This window comes from Bacillus sp. FSL M8-0025 (genome assembly GCF_037975475.1).
Classification (GTDB): Bacteria; Bacillota; Bacilli; order Bacillales; family Bacillaceae; genus Bacillus; species Bacillus subtilis.
In genome coordinates this window covers 582,451-605,091 of sequence record NZ_CP150258.1, presented here as the reverse complement: position 1 = coordinate 605,091, position 22,641 = coordinate 582,451, and the positions used below count along the sequence as shown (strand labels likewise).

Sequence of the window (22,641 nt, the reverse complement as noted above, 5' to 3'; positions counted from 1 at the left end):
TATTATTTAGCTGAAAGCTCATCTTCGGTGACCCATTTGTGGTTTTTCACTTTTTCGCCGCTTGTTGTCGATGTATAGTCAACCATGTATACAGTTGTTTTTTCCGCGGAATCGATCTCGGCTGTTGCTCCTTTCATGCCTTTCATATGAGAAGCCTCTAAAATCACCTGATCTCCGGGTTGTAACGTTTTATCTCCGGCATCTTTGATTTCTTCTTGGATCACCCATTTGTGATGATCCACACGCTGTCCCCCATTAGTCGGAGTATAAGAAACAACATACGCAGTTGTATCATAGGCACCTGTTACCGTAGCTTCAGCACCTTTCATGCCTTTCATATGGGAAGTATTGATGATTACCTGGCTGCCTACTTTGTATTTCGGATTTTTAGATTCCTGTAATCCCTCTGGAACGTCAGCTGATCCGGAATGGTCCATCTCTTCATGTGTTGAGGAGTCTGAATGATTGTCATGTGTGCTTTCTTTCGTACTGTTGTTATTGCCGCATGCTGATAAAACAAAAACAAGAGATAACATCAGAATTCCCAGTGCATTTTTAGAGATTTTCATGTTCATTCTCCTTTGCTTCATTTTTTCCTGTAACTTTTGCCCGCAGACAATGAAAACATGCCCTCTCGATAATACTATACCCCCGAACGGTATGTAAATACGCTGATATTCTCATAAAGCGTTCCCGCAGTTTGTCCTATTCCCCTTTGTTTGCAAAGCCAAACATGAAAAAAGCCGCTGTCAGGCGGCAATTACTGATTTAAGATTTTTATATACACACCTTTTTTTGCTTTTTGATAAGCGGCCTCACCCATTTTCCTCACCTTTTCAGAAGCATCTGAGGATTTGATCCATTTGTCATCAAGAAAAATGGATGGATTGATTAGGCGCATTTTCTTCTTTTGATAGAAATCGTACTGGATGTCATCCTCTATTACTTGTATGCCGGGATGAATGGATGTAAGCAAGCTCAGGACTTCTTCATTTTTTGATGCACGCAGGATGTTCAGTACCTCTTGGTCCGTTTTCAGCAGATCCTCTGCGGATATGACATCATGCCGCAGCGCTGCCTTCAATGCTCGCGCTAAATATTCATATCCATATACATTCACAGGATTCAAAAAGAAATCAATCACTTCCTTGTAGTACACACTGACAAACCATTCGGCAGTTTCAATACTATCAGGAAACATCCTTCCGTTTCTCACAATAAGATGATCCAAAAAGGTTTGCGCTTCGTGCAGGCTAATGTGTCCATATCGGTACATATCACGCAGCGTATAGTCTGTCCGATCAGCACATAGCTCCGGTGCGGGCTGTTCGAGCAATGTCCACCTTGAATCGTCAGATAAAAGTTCTTCAGTATGATAGCCGTGTTTTTGTAGAATGTCCGGGATTTCAGAGTGAACAATGACTTGTTGAAAGATGTTTTCATGATAGTCTTCTGCTTGATTTTCAAAGACAACGTCAACCACATGAGAAAAAGCTGTGTGTGATACGTCGTGGAGCAGACCTGCAATCTGTTCTTCTATCGTTCCTCCGAGCTTTTTGATCAGGAGCATTACGCCGATGGAGTGCTCATACCTGGTCACATTCCACTTTCGATTGACTAAAAAGCTTGCTCCGCCTTGATAGATCCCTTTTAATCTTTGCACAGGAGCGCTTTTGATAAGCTCTTCCAGCACTCCATCTATATGGTGGTGCCCGTAAATAACATCGCTGATTTCCATGCCGTCACCTCAACATCTATTTTTTTTGTTATATATTGTTTATATTGATAGTACACATGCAATCTTTCAATAGAGGAGTGTTACGATGATCATCATCCCAAACAATGAGATAGCGAAACATATGTTGACCGATTTTTTTGCCAAGCATTGGGGTACACCCGAGATGGCGATTTCCAGTGGCATTTTTCGGTGTGATGAATTAGATGGATTTGCCGCAGTAAATGAAAGCGGCGAAATCATTGGCTGTATTACATACACAATAGATGGGAAAGATTGTGAAATTATTTCATTAGATAGTATGATTGAAAATAAAGGAATCGGCACAGCTTTACTTCAGCAGGTTGAAGAGACGGCTAAACATGCACATTGTCAACGAATAAAGCTTATCACAACGAATGATAATGTACATGCGATTGCGTTTTATCAAAAGAGAGGCTATCAATTCGCCGAAGTGTTTCCGAACGCAGTTGAAAAAGCGCGCCGACTCAAGCCGGAGATTCCCGAGGTGGCTGAAAACGGCATTTTGATTCGGGATGAAATTCTATTTTCGAAGGTAATTGATTAAACGAATAGGAGTCTTTTTATATCCAGTCATTATAAATACCCTCTCATTTTCACGGCATTCCTATTAATCGCTTTCTGCTTGATCTTTTTTTCCTATCACCTGATTCATCATGTTCGTTTGGAGTATCCGAATTGGCAGGGAGAAAGCAAAGACCAGAATTGGGAAGCTGTTTTCAAAAAAAATGAAGATGCACCGAATGAATACAGCGGCAAACTTTATTGGATCGGTGATACAATTGAAATAGACAACACTTATTTGGAATCACTGATTGTAAAAAAGGATGATGAAGTTCTGCTGATTTTTGACACGGAAATCCCGATGCATGATTATGCTGGAGGCACTTTTTCTGATGGAAGCGCAAAGGAAAAGTCCGTTTCTTTTTTAGAGCGGTTAGATGAACATGAGCTTGAAGGCCATGATATTACGATTGAAGTGAAATGGAAACAAGGTAATCATTATTCTGCGAGTCAGCTTACGCTCAATGAAAAGACCTTGTTTGATGAAAAGCAGCAATAGATGATCAAAACGAAAAATAGACAAATGAAAAGGCATAACATATTTTATACAGCCCATATGTTATGCCTTTTTCTTCATTTCCGCCAAAAAGTGGAGCAGTCCGCCTTATCCAGAATATTAAACTCAATCATTTTCTCAAGTAGCGTGTAATCAACTGGACCATTCCAAGGGATACGTATCAGCTGCTCGGTGTAATCATATCCGGCCTTCACAATATCATCCTCTACGTGCGCTATCGTTACTTTTTCAGGAGCGACAGCTAAATGCTTTTTAGAAACACTAAAGCCAATAATAAATGTACCGTGATCCGTAAACATCGGTTGATTCCATTTTATTTCTGTATGTAAATTTGGATATTTATCTTTGATCCAAGTCAACACCTCTTCCGTTCTTTCTCGGTGGAACGGGTCATCAATCCCCGCTAAATACTCAGAAAAAACGTCCATGTTGTTCCCTCCTAAAATAAAATGATGCCACTCCATATGAATTGCTCAGACATGTGCTTACACAATACCTCTTTCCAACATAATACTTAAAATTGTTCAAGATGTAAGCGGGTTGCTTCTATGCGACTATAGCAAATTTCAGTCCGCCTATCCACGGCCAGTATCTACTCCTCCAATTTATTTCTTTAGTACTATCGCTCTTTCCTTCTAAAACTTCTCATAAAAGAATAACCATTATTTAAGGGTGCCAGTTCATTATTCTTGTAAATCCAATCTTTAAAATCGATTAATACTAGCTTAACAGTTTAAAAATATAATTGGGTTGTCATTGAGATTCATCTATATTTAGGAGGTTATCCAGTTGAAAAAATTCCCAAAGAAATTACTGCCTATCGCGGTTTTATCATCAATTGCGTTCAGCAGCTTAGCCAGCGGCAGTGTGCCTGAAGCCAGCGCCCAGGAAAAGAAAAAGGGAAACCAAGACGAAATTAAGAATGTTATTGTTCTGATTGGTGATGGTATGGGTGTGTCTTATACGTCCGCTTATCGATACTTAAAGGATAATAAAAAGACAAAAGTTGTGGAACCTACGGCTTTTGATCAGTATCTTGTCGGCCAGCAAACAACTTACCCCGATGATCCTGAACAAAATGTAACAGATTCTGCAGCGGCGGCAACGGCTATGTCTGCGGGAATTAAAACATACAATAATGCCATAGCCGTGGATAACGACGGGTCAGAAGCCAAAACGGTGCTTGAAGCTGCGAAAGAAAAAGGAAAAGCAACAGGACTTGTGGCCACTTCAGAAATTACACACGCCACTCCGGCCTCTTTCGGTTCACACGACCACAGCCGAAAAAATATGAACTCAATTGCGGATGATTATTTTGATGAGATGGTCAACGGCAAGCACAAAATTGATGTCCTTCTAGGCGGAGGAAAGAGCAATTTTGACCGTAAGGACCGTAATTTGATCAAGGAATTCAAAAAAGCGGGATACAGCTACGTGGATAACCGTAAGGACATGCTGAAAAACAAAGACAGCCAAGTTCTCGGCCTATTCGCTGACGGCGGCCTGCCTAAAAAGATTGACCGGACGAAGGATATTCCATCACTTAAAGATATGACAAACACAGCCATTAAAAAATTAAACAAGGATAAAGACGGATTCTTCCTCATGGTGGAAGGCAGCCAAATTGACTGGGCGGGCCATGACAATGATATCGTCGGCGCCATGAGCGAGATGGAAGACTTCGAACAAGCTTATAAGGCGGCTATTGATTTCGCTAAAAAAGACAAGCACACATTGGTTGTCGCAACGGCTGACCACTCAACCGGCGGATATTCCATCGGTGCGGACGGCATCTACAATTGGTTCAGTGAACCCATTAAAGCCGCAAAACGCACACCAGACTTTATGGCAGAAAAGATCGCTGACGGCGCGGATGTTGAAAAAACGTTGAAAACCTATATCGATCAAAAGAAATTGGCTTTAACAAAAGCCGAAATTCAATCTGTTGAAGAAGCGGCAAAATCGAAGGAAGTGCTGGATATCGATAACGCAATCGAGAACATTTTTAATAAACGCTCTCACACTGGATGGACAACAGGCGGACATACCGGTGAAGATGTTCCCGTCTATGCATACGGTCCGTCTAGTGAGACATTTGCCGGCCAAATTGATAATACAGAAATCGCAAAAAATGTCTTCAAGGCTTTACAATACAACATTAAGATTAACGATAAGTAAAAGAATACAAGGTGTCCCGTTGCTTGTATGAAGTAACGGGATCTCTTTTTAACGGAGGAATCATCATGAGAAGAATTCTTTCAATTTTCGTTTTTGCTATCATGCTTGCGGGCTGCTCATCAAACGCCAGTACTGAAAAACAGCATGCAGGCGGGGAGAAAACAGTAAAAGCTGAGCCGCAAAGCACTTCATCCCAGAAGGACAGCACAGATGATTATCAGCCTAATTCCCAGGTAACTGATGACCGGTCATTGCTTAAGGTCGGCCAAACGTTTTCAGATGATAAAGGAAAAGCTGTCTTAAAAGATATCAAACAAGTGAACAAAACCTATAAGATTGGCGACGTGGAGTTAACGGTAAAAGAAATGAAGCTGATCCACTTGCGCCCGGACTACAGCATGATTGATTACTTTCATGAGTTAACACACGATGAAGAGTTTGATTTCGTTAAGGTCTTCGTTGATATCAAGAACACCTCTTCAAAAAAAGTAAATGTTGCGCCGATTGCATTGATGAAAACAAATACGGGCGAAACCTTTGATTGGAACAAAGATATTTATCTTGAAGAGTTAAACGGCGAATTGGAAGGTGGCGCCGAAAAGTCCGGAAATCTCGGCTTTATTGTGAACGCATCAAGCGGCCATGCTCATGATAAGGCCGCGGATGCTGAGAAGAAAACAAAAGAGATCAAGTGGATCGAAATCACGACAAGTGACGTCTTTGACCATAACCATAAGAAAATCAGTGATGCTCAAAAAATCAAAATTAAGTTTTAAATTAAGAACTCCCGTACAAGGTACGGGAGTTCTTTTTCTTATTTGTTTTTTTGGCCAATCAACTCATCAATCCGCTCCATCACTTCTTCCATGTCCATACATTCTTTGAAGCTTTGATTGATTTTTTTAATGCCTGCCATATACTGATCGTTGCGCAAAACCTCATCTACGGCTTGTTTTAATATTTGGGCATTGACTTCATCTTTAGAGATGACATAGCCTGCATGGAGTTCAGAGAGACGCTGCGCCACCATCGGCTGATCCTTGTCATGAGGCATGACAACCAGTGGCACGCTGAAATGAATGCCTTCGTTTACGCTGTTCATTCCGCCGTGTGTAATGAAAACATCCGATTGCTCCAGCACTTCCAGCTGAGGGACATACGGAGCAATGATAAAGTTTTCCGGCGCCTGCTTTAATTTGGTCAGGTCCGCTTTTTCTCCGGCAGCGATGACGACTTTTCCGTTAAAGCCTGAAAATGCATCAATACAAAGGTTGAAGAAATCCTCTGTATGATCCAGTACAGTCCCCATTGAAATATAAATGACCTTCTCATCTTTTAGCTGTTCAATCGGGAAATCTGTTTTTTCCGCTCTCTTTGGAAAGCTCGGCCCGATAAATAGACATTCATCCCCGAAACGATCACTTTCTGGCTGAAAATAACGGCTTGTATACACTACGTTCAATTCCCCTTTATTGTTCATGAATTGAACCAGGTTTTTCGGGGCAACACCGTACGTTTCTTTCATTTTTGCCAAAAGGTCTTCGCACTCTTGATCCAATTCAAGCGGCGCTCCAGACTCCGGATGCAGCGGCAGGATTTTCAGGTGCTCCTCGCCAAACAAGAAAGACGCCGATGAAGAGACTCCTGGAATATCTAAGTAATCCCTTACCAATTCCCCCGCGCCGAATTTATCATAATAAACAAAATCAAATTGAATGCTCTTAGATAAGTCTTTGACAATCTGTAAAATGTCCAATGACGTTTTGATATGGATTTTCACGAAATCAAGAATGCCATTGGGCGAACCGACATGAATAGGTGTCGTTCGCAGCAGATCCCGGTGAAGATGGACCGTTGCTCCCGCTGCTTCTAATCGTTTTTTATATTTTTCAGTGGATATATAATGGACATCATATCCCTTATCGGAAAACGCTTTTGTAATGCCTAAGGTAGGATTCACATGGCCTTCCGCAGGAAAATTCAAAATCAATACTGTCTTCATGTAGACAACTCCCTCTCAAATCGTATTCTGACTCTTTGTTTAATCAGACTACTACTAATCGTAAAATGGGAACACAACCCATGCAAGGTACAAATGAATGAACTATTCTGCTGCTCTGGACTTAATCAAAAAAAAGACACCCAAGCTCTGGTGTCTTTTTTTACACTTTTCTGATCGTAAAAAATTTCCGCAGAAGCCATGGGCCCGGTGTAAAGCCCAGCGTTAACTGCCAAGCGCCAATAGCCTGCAATCTGTATTCGCGGACGATCTGCATCTTCCGGCTCATGCTCCTGACATCCTCAAACCATACCTCATGCGTCCGCCCCTGCTGATCACTGTACCGGAAAAACGGTGATTGATATTCGGCTGAATATTGTATCGGGGCTTGGTACCTCATCGCTCTTTCGATTGCGTTTTGATTTGAAATCGCTGAAGCAACTGTGCCCGGCTGGTACGGGATGATCCAGTCGTACCCGTAGAGCGGGACTCCGATAATGATTTTTCTGCTCGGCACCTGCGCAATCGTAAACTCAATGGTTCTCCTTATTTCAGTAATCGGCGCTACAGGACCCGGCTCACTTCCGGCATGATGCCAATCATAAGCCATGATAAACATATAATTGACAACCGCTCCTATCCCCCCGTAATCGTAGCCTCTCAGCCATGGAATATTATCACTTGTTTTTGCAGGAACAGCTATCGTCAGCACATACCCTCCCGCCTGAAGTCGATCTCTCAGCTGGCGTAAAAACCCAGTGAAAAGATCGCGATCCGCGGCGCTCACCTGCTCAAAATCGATTGTGACACCCCCATATCCCCTTGTGGAAACTAAGTTATAAATGTTGTTGACCAGATTGGTTCTCGCTGTTGGATTGTTCAGTACTTGGTGAACAATCTCCGTACTGAAACCTCCTGATGTAAGGTTCGTTATTGTTGCCAGCGGCGTGACTCGCCTTTGCCAAGTTGTCTCAATAGCGGCCGCATCATTCAATTGGTTTGCAATGTCGCCGTTTGGTGCAATATGGTATTCGAAAATCGAAATCGAAGACGAGTATGGCGCATAATCATTGATTAATTCCCGATCGAGGTCTGGGTTACGGAGCACATAAAAACTTAACGTTCCCGCAATGTAATTTGAGATCGAAGGAATCGTTATTTTTGCTCCCGCTTGTAAAGCATTTGGGCTGATGCCCGGGTTTGCGGCCCGCAGCCGCTCTAAGGGAACAAATGCTTTTGCCGCAATGGCGGTCAGCGTGTCTCCCGGCTGAACCGTATATACATAAAGAGGGATAAGCAGAGCCTGCCCCGGCACGATATTTGTCTCATCTAAACCATTCACACTCCGGATTTGATCAACAGAAGCACCGTATCTTCTGCCTATGGAAAACAAAGAATCACCAGGCCCGACGATATGGATAAACATGTTTAACCCCCATTATTCGTTAGTCAATCCATCATAAAATCTTATTAACGGGGCCTCTTAGATATGTGGTGAATACATAAAAAAATACCAAGGGTTCTGCTCCCCCTTGGTACCGGATCATACAAATCAATTCTCTTTTCCTTCTTCAAGCACATGCTTCAAATGCTCACAGTCATGATTGAAATGAGCCAGCACATGCTGTTTGGCTGCTTCTTTGTTTTTCTTTTTCACTTCTTCAAATATCCTGCGGTGCTCACGCAGTATCGTTTCTGCACGGTGGTCGCCGGTATAATTAAGGATTCTGCAAAAATGAATCAGATCATTTACATGCTCAAGCAAATTTTTCAAATGTCTGTTATGGCTGAAATCAACCAGCAGCCCATGAAATTTTTGGTTTAAACGAATGATTTCCGTATCTTCCGTGCCGTTGTGAATCGCTTTCTCTGTTTCTTCAAGCTGTTTTTCGAGTATGGTCAGCTCTTCTTCGTCCGCTTCGTCTATGACTAATTCGACTGCCAGCTGCTCCAGCGGAATTCTGATTTTATAAATCTCATCTACATCTTTTGCCGTTAATGACGTGATCGAAAATCCATTTCGGTCATCCGCTTTTAACAAACCATCTTTCTCAAGCAATCGCATGGCTTCCCTTATCGGAGAGCGGCTGACGCCAAAGCTTTTCGCCAGCTGTGTTTCGTTTATCCGTTCCCCAGGCTTAAAAGTCCCGTTGAAGATCATTTTTTTTAGCTGGTTATAAAATTGCAGGTAGTAGGGAGTCGGCTTATCTAATTTAAAATCGTCCATATATAATACCTCTTTTGAATATATTCAAGGGCTTTTCTTCATCAAAATCATATAACAGATGGTAATGGGAAGCAACAAACTGCCTTGTCAGATCCCTGAATTTGAGGTACGATATGTTTGCTGAACGACGGTCGACGGACTACTGGCAACTGAAAAAACGGCGTGTTTTTCTTCGTCAATAGGACACCATACCTCCGCCAGAATAGCGCACGATTACATTTTTACATCTTTTCAATGGAGGAAAAAATATGCTCATTATTCTTGTTATGTTTCTTCTAGGAATTATTTTAGGCTTTATTGGCGCCGGTGGAGCCGGCTTTGTCATTGCCCTTTTAACGCTTCTTTTCCATATCCCGATTCATACGGCTTTAGGCACTTCACTTGCCGGCATGGCTTTTACAAGCTTATCAGGGGCATACAGCCACTATCGCGAGGGCAACATTCAAATGAAAATCGGCTTAATAGTCGGAGGCTTTGCTGCGGTTGGCTCATTTTTCGGCGCCAAGCTGACATCTTTTATTCCGGCTGATTTGCTTCATTATTTGACGGCTGGAATGTTATTTTTATCAGCAATTCTCATTTTAATCAGATTATTTATTTTAAAAGAGAAGGCTCAAGTGAATCAAAGCACTCTTTCAACGTATACGAGAGCGGTCATCTTAGGAATTGCAGCCGGCGTTCTTTCCGGCACATTCGGAATCGGGTCGGCACCTTTTATTCAAATCGGTTTAATGATTATGCTGAATCTGTCCATTCGTCATTCTGTCGGAACGACGATGCTTGTGATCATCCCTCTGGCTGTAGGTGGAGGCATCGGATATATTACAGAAGGTTTTGTTGATTACGTTTTGCTTGTCAAAGTTCTAGTCGGGACAATGTGCGGTGCCTATGTAGGCGCGAAATTCACCAACCTCATGCCAAAGGTGGTTTTGAAATCAGCCATCTTTTTGACTCCGGCGATTGCAGGCCTGCTGTTGTTATTCTAAATAAAACAAAAAACCTGACGTCATGTCAGGTTTTTTTTTATGAATTCTGCCCTACTCGTTCTTTCGTTAATCCAAAAAACGCCAGTGAGCCGATGACAGCTGTTACAAACATGATGGCTCCCATCGGAACGGCTGTTGTCTCATTAATGCCTACAAGCGGTGACACGATTGAACCGAGGAGCAGCGGGAGCATCCCAAGCAGCGCACTTGCACTTCCGGCGCGGTGCCCCTGCTTTTCCATGGCTAGGGTAAACGTGCTGGTCAGAACCATGCCGATCGTAATCATGTAAATGAAAATGGATATGACTAATGTAGCAAGAGGACCGTGAATCATGGTCATGGTTAATAGCACAGCCGTCGCAATCATAGCCGTAATGACCGCTATACGAAGCAGGCTTTTTTCATGAATGATTCCGCCAAAGCGTCCGATGATAAAGCTGCCCGATATAATCGCCAGCCCGTTAATGCCAAAAAGAATACTAAATACCTGCGGAGACACCCCGTAGATATCCTGGTATACAAAAGGCGTACCAGACACATATGCAAAGCTTCCCCCGTGAATAAATCCGACAGTTAACGCGTACCCCATAAAGGATCGATCCTTCAGCAGGCTGCCCATCGTTTTGACGGATGTTCCGATTGAGCTTGGAATCCGTTTTTCCGGCGGAAGCGTTTCTTTTAACCTCAATGCAATCAGAAGAACTAGTAAAAATCCGATGATCATGAGGACGTGAAAAATTGTATGCCACGTTGCGAACGGCAAAAGCAAAATGGCACCGCCTGTCATAGGCGCAACCATTGGCGCCACCGCGGTAATGACCATTAACAGCGAGAAAAATTTAGAAAGCTCTCTTCCGGTAAACACATCGCGGACGATTGCGCGAGACAGCACAAGCCCTGCAGAAGCAGTGAAGCCCTGTAAAAAACGCGCAGCCACTAAAGTTGTTATATTGGGCGACAGTGCACAAAACAGAGAAGATAACGCAAATAAAAAAATACAGATTAATAGCGGTTTTCGTCTTCCCTGCGCATCGCTGACCGGCCCGACAATCAGCTGGCCGATCGTAAGCCCGACCAGACAGGCTGTTAAACTTAACTGAACAAGTGAAGCACTTGCTGATAAATCTTCCGCGATTTCAGGAAAACTTGGCAAATACATATCTATATTAAGCGGGCCCAATATAGCAAGCATGCCGAGCAGAAACGCTAGTGCCAAGCGTTCTTTTCCAGTTGGATTGTGCAGCATGTTATCAAACCTTCCCTTCAACCTAGTCCCTTATATAATGGATGTCAGCTCCAACAATGGATTGAAGCTGTGAAACATTTGTATATTGTATCATAACTTTCAGCCTGTGAAAGCCGCTTGAGCACGTGCTCGGCAAAGTGATATTCCGAACACCTATAAATGGAATGATGCAGGGAATCATCGTGACCAGCATCATCTGAAGAAGCAGCCAGCTTTTTTTGCTAAGTTCTAGCCTAGCGAATTTTATACGCTGGGAGGTTTTTCTAGAGTGCAAATGGCTTGCAAGATGAAATCAATCGTTGTATATTAATTGACGTGTCAATCATTGATATATCAATTAATAGTTTTGACAGGAAAGAAGGGATGGGTTTTGGCGTCATTTTGTTCAGAGGAAGCCGAGATTTTATATCAGCTGCAAGGCGTGAACAAGGTGATTGGCGTGAAGTTCGAGGCATGCACGGGCATCAGCCAATCTCGTTTGGAATTGCTGACATTGCTTTATCATGCAGATGAGATCAGTCAAAGCGACCTTCAAAAGAAAGTAAATATCGATAGCGCAGCCGTTACCAGACACCTGAAACAGCTGGAAGCTAAAGGCATGGTATCAAGGCGGCGCAAGCCTGAGGACAACCGCATCACCCTTGTTCGGTTAACAGACCAAGGAAGAGAGCGAATTGAGTCTTCTAAGAAGGAAAAGGAGCGTTTCATGAAGGAAATGCTCGCAAATGTAAGCGCAGAAGAACGCCGCCTGCTCATTGATGTGCTGGCGCGCATGCGAAACAATATAAATAATATCGAAGCTTAAGAGGAGTGTATCAACATGATCAAAACAAACGATTTTATGGAAATTATGAAAGGCCGCCGTTCTATTCGCAACTATGATCCGGCAGTAAAAATCAGCAAAGAAGAAATGACAGAGATCTTAGAGGAAGCAACAACTGCCCCATCTTCTGTTAACGCGCAGCCATGGCGTTTTCTTGTCATTGACAGCCCGGAAGGAAAAGAAAAGCTCGCACCGCTTGCAAGCTTTAACCAAACACAGGTCACAACATCATCTGCTGTCATCGCTGTATTTGCAGACATGAACAATGCAGACTACTTAGAAGAAATCTATTCAAAAGCCGTGGAACTTGGTTACATGCCGCAGGAGGTCAAAGACAGACAAATCGCCGCGCTGACCGCACATTTTGAAAAGCTCCCGGCACAGGTCAACCGTGAAACGATCCTGATTGACGGAGGTCTCGTTTCCATGCAGCTGATGCTGACTGCACGCGCGCATGGCTACGATACAAACCCGATCGGCGGATACGATAAAGAAAACATCGCGGAAACCTTCGGATTAGATAAAGAACGTTATGTACCGGTTATGCTACTTTCTATCGGAAAAGCAGCAGACGAAGGCTATGCTTCCTACCGTCTGCCGATTGATACAATTGCAGAATGGAAATAAAACAAAGAGCCCGGGAATGTTTTCCGGGCTCTTTGTTTTTAAGTACCCAGCCGCCGTTTGATCGTCTGACCTTTTCTGGGTAACACGTCTGAAGTTCGTCGTTTAGATCATGAAAAAAGAGTGATGACCATTCATCACTCTTCTCTCGATTACTCTTTTCCTTTCTTCCTGCCGAACGGCCACCAGTTTCCTTCTCCAAAGGTCGCAATGATTGCCGGGATGAAAAGCGGAAGAATGACAAGGCCGTAAAGCAAGAGCCCGATGATGATAACACTTGCCACCTGCATCAGTGTATTAACACCTGAAGGCATCATCGCCGCGAACGTACCGGCCAATATAATGGCAGCTGTAATAATGACAGATCCCATTTTGCTCATTGACCTGACGACACCTTGCTCAATGCCAAGGTGCACCTCTTCCTTAAATCGATCCAGCAAGAAGATCGAATAATCTACCCCTAACGCGATCAAGATGACAAAGCTGAAGAATGGCACTGCCCAGCTGACACCCGCGTTTCCTAAGCCGTTTACAAAAATTAATTCTGTTATGGATATCGACGTATAGTACGTCAGCAGCAATGACGCGATCATATAAATCGGCATGATCATTGAGCGGAACAAAATGGTTAACACGATAAACAGGCCTATAATCATAATCACCATTGTTCTAGAGAAGTCCGTTGTGGACAGCTCTTTTAAGTCCGCATTCATACTCGTGACCCCGCCGTATACGATCTGTGCATCCTCCAAAGGAGTGCCGTCAACTTCGTTTGCGACAGCTTTTTTGATTTGGTTTATTGTCGCAATAGCTTGTTCTGAGTACGGATTTGAATCCAGAACGACACTTAATTGAACACCTTTGCCGTCTGCAAAGGAATACTGGTCAATTGACTTCTTAAAGTCTTTGTCCTTCATTACTTGATCAGGAATGAATATGCCTGTATCTCTTACAGTTGGACTTTTGCTCATGTCTTCTAACATATCACTGGAAGCTGTAATACCGTCAGAGACTTTCGTCAGGCCCTCATTTGCGCTTTTTACGCCTTCGGACAGCTTCTTCAGGCTTTCTGTCAGGGTTCCAGCTTGTGCCTGCTGGCCTGAGAGCTGTTGGTTCGCTTGTTCAAGGCCGGTTTGAATCTGGCCAAGCTGTCCGCTTATTGCCGTAAGCTGCTGCACGGTCTGTGCGGTATTGCCGGTTTGGGAAATCTGTTTGCTCACAAGCTGCAGCTGCTGATTGATTTTGCCCAAGCCATCTGCCGCATCGCCCAGTGAACCGCCAGACCCTCCATTTGAGGCCGAGCCGGTTTGCCCTGCCATTTGATTCAATCCGTTTTCTATATCCGTTAATCCGCTTTGGACATCGGCAATCCCTTTTACCGTCTTATCCAGCCCGTCTGATACCGATCCTAGCTGGTTATCAATATATAAATCTTTGATTTTTTCACCAGTCGGCTGCGTAATGGTCATAACAGAGTCAACATGATCAACTTTCTCGATCGCTTTGCTGATATTTCCTAGATAGGGGATTGTATCAGCTGTTGTAAGATCTTTGTCTCCTTTTACGACAACATTGATCGGGAACGCTTTTCCTTCCCCGAATCCATCCTTAATGGCCTCGAGAGCTTTTATAGATTTATAATCGCTGCTGATTTCCGCAGTTGAGTCGAATGAAATCTGGTCATCATAGGTCAAGATGAACGGAAGCGTAATCACCACCGTGATGACAATGAACAGAAACGGACGCGCAACGGAGTGTCTGCCGAGAAACGCCCATAGTTTGTTATCACTGTGTGACAGCACTTTCTTAGAAGGCCAGAATAATTTTTCTCCCAGCGTCACCATAAATAATGGCAGCAGTGTGTAGAGGATGATCATTAAAATTCCCACACCGACTGCTACCCCTACTGCGGATTGGAAAATCGCAAACTTCGCAAATCCTAAGGCAGAAAATCCGATCAATACCGCAAATCCGCTGATAAATAAGGTTTTTCCCCCTGTGTGGTAAGCGGTAAGCGCCGCTTCTTTTTTATCATGCCCGTTTGCCAATTCTTCACGGAATCGTGTAAGAAGCAGTATGCAGTAATCTGTTCCAATGCCGAACAAGATCGCGACTAAGAAGGTTTGCGTAAACGTCGAGATAGGAAAATCAACATTGTATACAAGGATGCCCAGTATGGATTGACTGATCAGATAAGAAAAACCGACAACCACAATCGGGATAAAAGGCGTCACAACAGATCGGAACACGATCAACAGTAAACCGATGATCAGGCAGACTGTTATCACTTCCGTTTTCTTAAGCCCTTCCTCTGAGCTGTGAGCGAAATCCTGGTTGATAAGGGAAGCTCCCGTAATATATGCCGTCAAATCATCAGGAACGATTTGATAAATCTCGTCCGCAATTTTTTCCGCCTTTTTATCAGAACCTGTAATCGTGACAGGCATGAGAACGGTTTTCTTGTCTTTCGACATCAACTGGTCTTTGACTTCTTTTTCCGCTGACAGAGGAGATGTTACCTCTTCTACACCGTCGATCTTTTTGATTTTATCGATCATTACCCGAAGCTGATTCTCTGTTTCTTTCTTTAGAGCATGGTCTAATGTAAAGACGACACTGATCGAATTATTGTCTTCTCCCGCTTGTTTTAAAATGGCGTTTGCCCTTTCTGAAACAGCATCAGCGGGAAGCTGGGCCTGCCCCTTTTGATTGGCCAGCTCCGTTAAGTTCGGAGAAAACAAACTCAAAACGACGGTAAGTGCTAATACTATGGCTGCAATTGCCCACTTGAATTTGATGATTGCTCTCATTCGGCAGAATCTCCTCCTTTAAATTTGCTTTTTAAAATGGTGAATATCTCGATGATGGAATGTAAGTGTTCCTCATCTATATCATCAATCAGCGGTTTGAGCGCGTTAAAGATGGCAGAATCTAATTCTTCTAGTATGTGTTCACCACTGGGTGTAATGTTAATAAGCTTAGAGCGCCTATCACTTTTTTCCGGACAGTCGTCCCATTGAACCAATCCCTTTTCGAGCAGCTTTTTCAGTCTGTTAGAGATCGCGCTCTTATGTACATTTTGGTACATGGCCAGGCTGCCGGGAGAGGTTGGGCCCTTGACTTTTAAAATTTTCAACAGGTCTGCCTGTTCCCTTGAGATATGCTTGAAGACATCCTGATTGATTTCACGATGCACAAATTCTGTCCCTTCAAGCAGGACTTCCACAAACAGGTTTATCGCCTGACATAGCTTTTGTTCATTCAATATCTTCCCCTCCTCATTATAGTTTACCCCACTAAACTTTATGTTCAATGTCAATTAGTTTATTCCTCTAAACTATATATGTCAACAAATTTTATTTTCGAGCACTCTACATAAGAACTCATGTTCGTGTATAATGAAAGCTATACACACGAAAGGGGGAATTTTAACATGTCAGATTTTGCATTCAAATTGTATGAATATAACGTCTGGGCCAATCAACAAATATTCAACCGATTAAAAGAGCTTCCAAAAGAGATATACCATCAAGAAATTCAAAGCGTGTTTCCGTCAATATCCCATGTATTGTCTCATGTTTATCTTTCTGATCTCGGCTGGATTGAAGTGTTTTCCGGCAAAACCTTGAGCGATGCGTTGGCTTTAGCTGAACAGCTTAAAGAACAGACAGAGGCTAAAGAAATAGAGGAAATGGAAGACCTTTTTCTGAGGTTATCCGAGCGCTATATACTATTTTTACAGCAAAAAGAACAGCTCAATAAGCCACTCCAGATTCAAAATCCCTCAAGCGGAATCATGAAAACAACTGTTTCCGAACTGCTTCCCCACGTTGTCAATCACGGGACATACCACCGCGGCAATATCACAGCAATGCTGCGGCAGGCAGGCTACGCATCCGCACCGACAGATTACGGGCTCTACCTGTTTATGAAAAAAACTGAAAAAGCATAAAAAAGCGGCTCCCTAAATGGAGCCGCTTTTTTCGGGAAATAGTCCAAATCACATTAAAATTCTTTTCATCAATCCTTTTTTAGTAAAAAAGATAGAAATTTTAGTGTTATAATAATCATTAAAAATAGATTGCTGACTCAATAAACAATTTTCAATGGAGGAACACATAAAGTGACAGACGACATGACGAAAGACAATATAAATCAGCAAACGTTGCAGAGAGGCTTGAAAAACAGGCATATCCAGCTCATCGCCATCGGCGGAGCCATTGGGACAGGCTTATTTCTCGGCTCGGGCAAATCGATTCATTTTGCCGGACCTTCGATTTTATATGCTTATATGATCACAGGGATCATTTGCTTTTTAATTATGAGATCGCTGGGTGAACTGCTGTTATCAAACTTGAACTATCACTCTTTTGTGGATTTTGTACAAGACTACCTAGGCGATATGGCAGCATTTATCACCGGCTGGACATATTGGTTCTGCTGGATTTCCATTGCGATGGCTGATCTGACAGCAGTCGGGCTCTACACTCAATATTGGCTCCCGGGTGTGCCGCAATGGGTGCCTGGCTTAATCGCTCTAATTATTTTACTGATTATGAACCTGGCGACAGTCAAGCTGTTTGGAGAATTAGAATTTTGGTTTGCTTTGATTAAAGTCATTGCCATTTTGGCGTTAATCGTCATTGGCCTTGTGATGATTTTCAAAGGCTTTTCCACAAGCTCAGGAGTGTCCAGCTTCACAAATCTCTGGAGCCACGGAGGCCTGTTCCCGAATGGCATGCACGGGTTTATCCTCTCGTTCCAGATGGTTGTGTTTGCTTTTGTCGGCATTGAGCTTGTCGGGCTTACAGCCGGTGAAACAGAAAATCCTGAAAAAGTAATCCCTAAGGCGATCAACAATATTCCTGTCCGTGTGTTGCTTTTTTATATCGGGGCTCTTCTCGTGATTATGAGCATCTATCCTTGGGATGTCATCAATCCCAGCGAAAGCCCATTCGTACAAGTATTTGTCGCGGTTGGCATCGTCGGGGCTGCAAGTATTATCAACTTTGTTGTGTTGACTTCCGCTGCTTCAGCGTGCAACAGCGCTGTATTCAGTACAAGCCGTATGGTCTATTCCCTGGCGAAAGATCACAATGCGCCTGAGTCAATGGCGAAACTGACTCAGCGTAAAGTGCCAAGAAATGCTTTATTCTTTTCAGCTATCGTGATTTTAATCGGTGTTACGTTAAACTACATCATGCCAGAAGGCGTATTCACCCTGATCACAAGTATTTCAACCGTATGCTTTATCTACATTTGGGGAATTACGGTCATCTGCCATATGAAATACCGCAAAACAAGACCTGAATTAGCGAAAACAAACAAGTTTAAGCTTCCGCTTTATCCGTTTACAAATTACCTGATTCTTGCGTTCCTGGCGTTTGTTCTGGTTGTGCTGGCACTGGCACAGGATACTCGTGTTTCCTTATTTGTCACACCGGTTTGGTTTATTTTGCTGATTGTGATTTATAAAGTGAGAAAAGCGAAGCATCAATAACACTCGAAACTCCTGCCTCAAAAATGAGAGCAGGAGTTTTTTTGATGAAAATGACCTTTGCTTTTGAATTTGAAGGTATGCTATAGTGTTTGTAATCAAAACAAGAAGGGATGATGGGTGAACAATGATTAACTAATCTTATTTTTACTGTTTGAAATCAATATTTCAAATCAAAAAATAGGATTAGTCTGCCCATTTTCTATATATACGACCTGCTATTTATAAAAAATAGCTTATTTGATCATGCACAGGCACGGCTAATCCTTCCAACACATTTGGGAGGATTTTTTTATTCTCCCTTTAAAGCGAGGGATATGGATGAAAGAGATCGTAACATTAACAAACGTTAGCTATGAAGTGAAGGATCTGACTGTTTTTAAAAATATAAATGCCAGTGTTCAGCAAGGAGATATCATTGGGATTATCGGCAAAAACGGCGCTGGGAAATCTACGCTGCTGCACCTCATTCACAATGACTTAGCCCCTGCACAAGGTCAAATCCTTCGGAAGGATATAAAACTTGCTTTGGTTGAACAGGAAACAGCGGCGTATGCCTTTGCGGATCAGACACCTGCCGAAAAGAAATTACTGGAGAAATGGCATGTGCCTCTTCGTGATTTTCATCAGTTAAGCGGCGGTGAAAAACTGAAAGCGCGGCTGGCGAAAGGACTATCAGAGGATGCAGATCTGCTGCTGTTAGATGAACCGACAAACCATCTTGATGAAAAAAGCTTGCAATTTCTCATCCAACATCTGAAACATTATAGCGGCACGGTGATTCTCGTTTCTCACGATCGATATTTTTTAGACGAAGCCGCAACAAAAATATGGTCGCTTGAGGATCAGACGCTGATTGAATTCAAAGGGAATTACTCCGGGTATATGAAGTTCCGGGAGAAGAAAAGACTCACCCAGCAGCGTGAATATGAAAAGCAGCAAAAAATGGTTGAACGGATTGAAGCACAAATGAATGAGCTCGCTTCTTGGTCGGAAAAAGCCCACGCCCAATCGACGAAAAAGGAAGGGTTTAAAGAATATCACAGGGTAAAAGCGAAGCGTACGGATGCCCAGATTAAATCCAAGCAGAAGCGGCTTGAAAAAGAGCTGGAAAAAGCAAAGGCGGAACCCGTTACCCCAGAATATACAGTTCGCTTTTCAATCGATACAACCCACAAAACAGGAAAACGTTTTTTAGAAGTTCAGAATGTAACAAAAGCGTTTGGAGAAAGGACTCTCTTTAAAAACGCAAACTTTACAATTCTGCACGGCGAAAAGGTTGCGATCATAGGCCCCAATGGCAGCGGAAAAACGACATTGCTGAATATCATTCTTGGACAGGAAACAGCAGAAGGAAGCGTATGGGTGTCGCCGTCCGCAAACATCGGCTATTTAACGCAGGAGGTGTTTGATTTGCCTTTAGAACAAACACCGGAAGAGTTATTTGAGAATGAAACATTCAAAGCAAGGGGGCACGTTCAAAATCTGATGAGGCACTTAGGTTTTACAGCCGCCCAATGGACTGAACCGATCAAGCATATGAGTATGGGTGAGCGTGTAAAGATCAAGCTGATGGCATATATTCTGGAGGAAAAAGACGTGCTGATTTTAGATGAGCCGACAAACCATCTCGACCTGCCGTCACGCGAACAGCTGGAAGAAACACTGTCACAATACAGCGGCACATTGCTGGCGGTTTCACATGACCGATACTTTCTCGAAAAAACAACAAACAGTAAACTCGTCATCTCAAACAACGGCATCGAAAAGCAGTTAAACGACGTTCCTTCAGAAAGAACTGAGCGGGAGGAGCTTCGGTTAAAGCTTGAGACAGAAAGACAAGAAGTGCTGGGAAAGCTCAGTTTTATGACGCCAAATGATAAAGGGTATAAGGAGCTTGATCAGGCTTTCAATGAGCTTACGAAACGAATAAAAGAGCTGGATTGAAGCCGTGAGAACCTCTATGGATATAAAGACGCATGGCAATAAAAAGGACAACAGCTGTTGTCCTTTTTTCTTTATATGTTCAAGCCTTCCCATGACCTTAATGTCTCTAATGATGACTTATAGTACCCTGCCACTGCTTCCAAATAGTCATTTCCTTTGATCGGGGTGAACGGGTCTGGTCCAGCTGCCACCATCTCCATAATAATCGGGCCTTTATAACCGATAGAATGAAGCGCTTCGATTTGCCTTTCCAGATTCGCATGGCCGTTTCCGATGGCCTGGCGATTTGAATCAGCCACGTGATAAACGCCGAGTTTCTGCCCTGTCAATTCAATGGCTTTCACAGGGTCAGCTTCTTCTATGTTCATATGATACGCATCGAGAAGAACATAGAGATTGGGGCTGCCGACATCACTTATTAATTGCAATGCTTCTTCCCCAGTGACCACTTGATGATTTTCGTATCGGTTCAATACTTCAAATACAACCTGAATCTGTAATTCCTCCGCTCTGGCCAGGATCTTTTTAGCGCTTTCGACCAATAAACTCCAATCCCTCGCCTCATCCCCGCTCCCTCTCACTTTGCCGACATCACCGTGAAGACAGATACGAGGAGCTCCTAAAGCCACAGCCCAGTCTAATAAATCGAAGTAATACTGTACAGCCTTTAACTGAACCTCTTCATTTGCGCTTGAAATATCCACATTCCTTGGTGTTATTGATAAAACCTTTACATGATGAGCAGCAAGTGTCTCGGCAAGGTCTCTCGGATTCAGCGAAATATCTCCTTCAACCTCCACTCCGTCTACTCCAATTTCTGCAGCCAGCCGGCATTTTTGTTCAAATGGAATGCTGCCGAAAGTCCATAAGCATATACCATATTCTCTTTCCATATTGAAATCCCCCTTTTATAAAGGTGAAACTGTATTCTTTGCCATGATTTCTCCCTCAATTTGCTCCAATGATTTGCCTTTTGTCTCCGGCACAAATTGATAAACAAAGAGAAAGGCAAGAATGCCAATGGCGCCGTACATGAGAAATAAAGAACCTGTACCCATCAGATCTAAAAGCAGTGGGAAGGACAGCGACACTGCAATATTCGCCAGCCACAGACAGGTACTTGCGATTCCCAGCGCCGTCCCCCTGATCTGTAACGGGAAAATTTCAGCCAGCACAACCCAAACGACCATTCCCCAGCTTGCTGAATACGCTACCATAAACAAGCATAAGCAGGATAACAGCAGCCATCCGGGTGCATGAAAGAATAGCGTACTGACACCCAAAATACCAAGTGCCAAGGACATTCCGACATTGCCGATCAGCATGAGATTTCTTCGCCCTATCATATCAATCAGCAGCAAGCCAAGGATCGTAAATAAGACATTGATGACGCCGATGCCGATGGTTCCCGCGATGGCACTAGAAGCGCCGAACCCCGCATTTTCTAAGATGGTCGGTGTATAATAAATAATCGTATTTGTGCCTATTACTTGCTGAAAGATGGCGACCCCAATACCGATAAATAAGATCGGCCTGATTGCCGGAGATAATAAAGTTGATATGGAAACACGCTCTTTCGTCTTAATCTCTTTCATACTGCGGATCTCAGCATCGATTGTTTTCGGATCTCTCGTCAGAAGCAAAAAATGGCGTGCTTCCTCCTCACTTTTTTTCTGCAACAACCATCGCGGACTTTCTGGCATAAAAAACATACCGGCCATGAGAATGAAGGATGGAATCACTGCTAATAGGAGCATCAGATCCCACCTGCCGGAAGATGAAAAAACGAAGTTTACAATATAAGCCATGAGAATCCCGAAGGAATTCATCAATGTATTCAATGAAGCAATTCTGCCTCTGATCGCAGCAGGCGCCATTTCTGACAGATATAAAGGAACGATTGCAGAAGCTCCTCCAACTGCTATGCCCAGTTCTATTCTGAATAGTAACAATATTCCGATATTACGAGCCAAACCTGTACCAATGGCTCCAATTGTAAAAAGCACCCCCAGCCAGATGATTGTTTTTTTCCTGCCATAGCGGTCGGAAAATCTTCCGCAAAAGGCTGCTCCGGCTAAAGCACCAATCAGCACTCCGCTGACAACTAATCCTTCTAGTAATGGCGACAGCTCCATGTCTTCTCTTATAAACAGCAGCGCGCCGGATATTACACCCGTATCGTACCCGAACAGCAAACCTCCTAATGCCCCGAAAAAGTAAATAAGACTGATATAAGCCTTTTTGGACGTCATCAAGAAACCTCCGACTCATTGTATT

The 22,641-nt window shown here is 43.2% G+C and carries 21 protein-coding genes; 10 read left to right on the top strand and 11 right to left on the bottom strand.

The window, feature by feature from the left end:
- Positions 1 to 2 precede the first annotated feature (2 nt).
- The gene (locus MKX38_RS03175; RefSeq protein ID WP_038428433.1) at positions 3 to 569 is read right to left on the bottom strand and encodes a YdhK family protein; all 567 of its coding nucleotides are present in this window, start codon (positions 567 to 569) and stop codon (positions 3 to 5) included.
- Between the two features lie 191 nt (positions 570 to 760).
- Positions 761 to 1,738 carry an HD domain-containing protein gene (locus MKX38_RS03170; RefSeq protein ID WP_339188572.1) on the bottom strand — a complete coding sequence of 326 codons (978 nt, stop codon included), beginning with the start codon at positions 1,736 to 1,738 and terminating at the stop codon, positions 761 to 763.
- A gap of 85 nt (positions 1,739 to 1,823) precedes the next feature.
- Here MKX38_RS03170 and MKX38_RS03165 point away from each other — a divergent pair, with 85 nt between their 5' ends.
- Together MKX38_RS03165 and MKX38_RS03160 are read left to right on the top strand one after the other, a co-directional pair.
- Positions 1,824 to 2,303, top strand: coding sequence for a GNAT family N-acetyltransferase (locus tag MKX38_RS03165; protein WP_017695995.1), 480 nt, complete (start codon positions 1,824 to 1,826; stop codon positions 2,301 to 2,303).
- 18 nt (positions 2,304 to 2,321) lie between these two features.
- Positions 2,322 to 2,819 (top strand): YdhH/YoaO family protein, encoded by a 498-nt coding sequence (locus MKX38_RS03160; protein WP_339189384.1) that lies wholly within the window; start codon positions 2,322 to 2,324, stop codon positions 2,817 to 2,819.
- Positions 2,820 to 2,893: 74 nt separating this feature from the next.
- Here MKX38_RS03160 and fra read toward each other — a convergent pair whose 3' ends face one another.
- Positions 2,894 to 3,265: an iron chaperone frataxin gene (gene fra, locus MKX38_RS03155; RefSeq protein ID WP_024571330.1), complete on the bottom strand. Its 372-nt coding sequence runs from the start codon at positions 3,263 to 3,265 to the stop codon at positions 2,894 to 2,896.
- Between the two features lie 361 nt (positions 3,266 to 3,626).
- On the opposite strand from fra, the gene phoB reads away from it, so the two are divergent.
- Together phoB and MKX38_RS03145 are read left to right on the top strand one after the other, a co-directional pair.
- Positions 3,627 to 5,015, top strand: coding sequence for an alkaline phosphatase PhoB (phoB, locus tag MKX38_RS03150; protein WP_029725845.1), 1,389 nt, complete (start codon positions 3,627 to 3,629; stop codon positions 5,013 to 5,015).
- 65 nt (positions 5,016 to 5,080) lie between these two features.
- Positions 5,081 to 5,791, top strand: coding sequence for a membrane lipoprotein lipid attachment site-containing protein (locus tag MKX38_RS03145; RefSeq protein WP_021481631.1), 711 nt, complete (start codon positions 5,081 to 5,083; stop codon positions 5,789 to 5,791).
- A gap of 38 nt (positions 5,792 to 5,829) precedes the next feature.
- Here the strand turns inward: MKX38_RS03145 and MKX38_RS03140 are convergent, their stop codons facing one another.
- The 3 genes from MKX38_RS03140 to MKX38_RS03130 all read right to left on the bottom strand — a co-directional run bounded on the left by MKX38_RS03140 (position 5,830) and on the right by MKX38_RS03130 (position 9,241).
- Positions 5,830 to 7,017, bottom strand: a complete 1,188-nt coding sequence (locus MKX38_RS03140; RefSeq protein ID WP_339188569.1) for a glycosyltransferase — start codon at positions 7,015 to 7,017, stop codon at positions 5,830 to 5,832.
- A gap of 160 nt (positions 7,018 to 7,177) precedes the next feature.
- The gene (locus tag MKX38_RS03135; protein ID WP_153255726.1) at positions 7,178 to 8,440 is read right to left on the bottom strand and encodes a glycoside hydrolase family 18 protein; all 1,263 of its coding nucleotides are present in this window, start codon (positions 8,438 to 8,440) and stop codon (positions 7,178 to 7,180) included.
- 126 nt (positions 8,441 to 8,566) lie between these two features.
- Entirely contained in the window at positions 8,567 to 9,241 is a 675-nt protein-coding gene (locus MKX38_RS03130) for a GntR family transcriptional regulator (protein WP_217001219.1), read from the bottom strand.
- A gap of 248 nt (positions 9,242 to 9,489) precedes the next feature.
- On the opposite strand from MKX38_RS03130, the gene MKX38_RS03125 reads away from it, so the two are divergent.
- Positions 9,490 to 10,227: a sulfite exporter TauE/SafE family protein gene (locus tag MKX38_RS03125; protein WP_003234130.1), complete on the top strand. Its 738-nt coding sequence runs from the start codon at positions 9,490 to 9,492 to the stop codon at positions 10,225 to 10,227.
- 37 nt (positions 10,228 to 10,264) lie between these two features.
- Here the strand turns inward: MKX38_RS03125 and MKX38_RS03120 are convergent, their stop codons facing one another.
- Positions 10,265 to 11,473 (bottom strand): MFS transporter, encoded by a 1,209-nt coding sequence (locus tag MKX38_RS03120; RefSeq protein ID WP_014475975.1) that lies wholly within the window; start codon positions 11,471 to 11,473, stop codon positions 10,265 to 10,267.
- A 310-nt stretch (positions 11,474 to 11,783) separates the two neighbouring features.
- Here MKX38_RS03120 and MKX38_RS03115 point away from each other — a divergent pair, with 310 nt between their 5' ends.
- Together MKX38_RS03115 and MKX38_RS03110 are read left to right on the top strand one after the other, a co-directional pair.
- Positions 11,784 to 12,278, top strand: a complete 495-nt coding sequence (locus MKX38_RS03115; RefSeq protein ID WP_015252703.1) for a MarR family transcriptional regulator — start codon at positions 11,784 to 11,786, stop codon at positions 12,276 to 12,278.
- 15 nt (positions 12,279 to 12,293) lie between these two features.
- A complete protein-coding gene (locus MKX38_RS03110; RefSeq protein WP_003234135.1) occupies positions 12,294 to 12,923 on the top strand; it encodes a nitroreductase family protein in 630 nt (209 codons plus the stop codon).
- Positions 12,924 to 13,072: 149 nt separating this feature from the next.
- Here MKX38_RS03110 and MKX38_RS03105 read toward each other — a convergent pair whose 3' ends face one another.
- Together MKX38_RS03105 and MKX38_RS03100 are read right to left on the bottom strand one after the other, a co-directional pair.
- The gene (locus tag MKX38_RS03105) at positions 13,073 to 15,730 is read right to left on the bottom strand and encodes an MMPL family transporter (protein WP_339188566.1); all 2,658 of its coding nucleotides are present in this window, start codon (positions 15,728 to 15,730) and stop codon (positions 13,073 to 13,075) included.
- Positions 15,727 to 16,185 (bottom strand): MarR family transcriptional regulator, encoded by a 459-nt coding sequence (locus tag MKX38_RS03100; protein ID WP_003242874.1) that lies wholly within the window; start codon positions 16,183 to 16,185, stop codon positions 15,727 to 15,729. Before MKX38_RS03100 ends, MKX38_RS03105 begins: the two co-directional genes overlap by 4 nt.
- Before the next feature lie 168 nt (positions 16,186 to 16,353).
- Between MKX38_RS03100 and dinB the strand changes: the two genes are divergently transcribed.
- The 3 genes from dinB (at position 16,354) to vmlR (ending at position 20,364) form a co-directional block, all read left to right on the top strand.
- On the top strand, positions 16,354 to 16,872 hold the full coding sequence (gene dinB / locus MKX38_RS03095; protein WP_221251742.1) for a DinB family protein: 519 nt from the start codon (positions 16,354 to 16,356) through the stop codon (positions 16,870 to 16,872).
- A 171-nt stretch (positions 16,873 to 17,043) separates the two neighbouring features.
- Complete coding sequence (locus MKX38_RS03090) at positions 17,044 to 18,420, top strand: amino acid permease (RefSeq protein WP_339188561.1); 1,377 nt, start codon at positions 17,044 to 17,046, stop codon at positions 18,418 to 18,420.
- A gap of 318 nt (positions 18,421 to 18,738) precedes the next feature.
- Positions 18,739 to 20,364: an ABC-F type ribosomal protection protein VmlR gene (vmlR, locus tag MKX38_RS03085; protein WP_339188558.1), complete on the top strand. Its 1,626-nt coding sequence runs from the start codon at positions 18,739 to 18,741 to the stop codon at positions 20,362 to 20,364.
- A 71-nt stretch (positions 20,365 to 20,435) separates the two neighbouring features.
- Here vmlR and MKX38_RS03080 read toward each other — a convergent pair whose 3' ends face one another.
- Both MKX38_RS03080 and MKX38_RS03075 read right to left on the bottom strand, forming a co-directional pair.
- Positions 20,436 to 21,257, bottom strand: coding sequence for a sugar phosphate isomerase/epimerase family protein (locus tag MKX38_RS03080; protein ID WP_046380801.1), 822 nt, complete (start codon positions 21,255 to 21,257; stop codon positions 20,436 to 20,438).
- A gap of 15 nt (positions 21,258 to 21,272) precedes the next feature.
- The gene (locus tag MKX38_RS03075) at positions 21,273 to 22,616 is read right to left on the bottom strand and encodes a sugar porter family MFS transporter (RefSeq protein WP_128992448.1); all 1,344 of its coding nucleotides are present in this window, start codon (positions 22,614 to 22,616) and stop codon (positions 21,273 to 21,275) included.
- Positions 22,617 to 22,641: the final 25 nt, after the last annotated feature.

What these genes read in the sequence shown, in the direction of transcription:
- MKX38_RS03175 (WP_038428433.1), bottom strand. Translation starts at nt 569, where the DNA reads ATGAAAATCTCTAAAAATGCACTGGGAATTCTGATGTTATCTCTTGTT.
- MKX38_RS03170 (WP_339188572.1), bottom strand. Translation starts at nt 1,738, where the DNA reads ATGGAAATCAGCGATGTTATTTACGGGCACCACCATATAGATGGAGTG.
- MKX38_RS03165 (WP_017695995.1), top strand. Translation starts at nt 1,824, where the DNA reads ATGATCATCATCCCAAACAATGAGATAGCGAAACATATGTTGACCGAT.
- fra (WP_024571330.1), bottom strand. Translation starts at nt 3,265, where the DNA reads ATGGACGTTTTTTCTGAGTATTTAGCGGGGATTGATGACCCGTTCCAC.
- MKX38_RS03145 (WP_021481631.1), top strand. Translation starts at nt 5,081, where the DNA reads ATGAGAAGAATTCTTTCAATTTTCGTTTTTGCTATCATGCTTGCGGGC.
- MKX38_RS03140 (WP_339188569.1), bottom strand. Translation starts at nt 7,017, where the DNA reads ATGAAGACAGTATTGATTTTGAATTTTCCTGCGGAAGGCCATGTGAAT.
- MKX38_RS03135 (WP_153255726.1), bottom strand. Translation starts at nt 8,440, where the DNA reads ATGTTTATCCATATCGTCGGGCCTGGTGATTCTTTGTTTTCCATAGGC.
- MKX38_RS03130 (WP_217001219.1), bottom strand. Translation starts at nt 9,241, where the DNA reads ATGGACGATTTTAAATTAGATAAGCCGACTCCCTACTACCTGCAATTT.
- MKX38_RS03125 (WP_003234130.1), top strand. Translation starts at nt 9,490, where the DNA reads ATGCTCATTATTCTTGTTATGTTTCTTCTAGGAATTATTTTAGGCTTT.
- MKX38_RS03120 (WP_014475975.1), bottom strand. Translation starts at nt 11,473, where the DNA reads ATGCTGCACAATCCAACTGGAAAAGAACGCTTGGCACTAGCGTTTCTG.
- MKX38_RS03110 (WP_003234135.1), top strand. Translation starts at nt 12,294, where the DNA reads ATGATCAAAACAAACGATTTTATGGAAATTATGAAAGGCCGCCGTTCT.
- MKX38_RS03105 (WP_339188566.1), bottom strand. Translation starts at nt 15,730, where the DNA reads ATGAGAGCAATCATCAAATTCAAGTGGGCAATTGCAGCCATAGTATTA.
- dinB (WP_221251742.1), top strand. Translation starts at nt 16,354, where the DNA reads ATGTCAGATTTTGCATTCAAATTGTATGAATATAACGTCTGGGCCAAT.
- vmlR (WP_339188558.1), top strand. Translation starts at nt 18,739, where the DNA reads ATGAAAGAGATCGTAACATTAACAAACGTTAGCTATGAAGTGAAGGAT.
- MKX38_RS03080 (WP_046380801.1), bottom strand. Translation starts at nt 21,257, where the DNA reads ATGGAAAGAGAATATGGTATATGCTTATGGACTTTCGGCAGCATTCCA.
- MKX38_RS03075 (WP_128992448.1), bottom strand. Translation starts at nt 22,616, where the DNA reads ATGACGTCCAAAAAGGCTTATATCAGTCTTATTTACTTTTTCGGGGCA.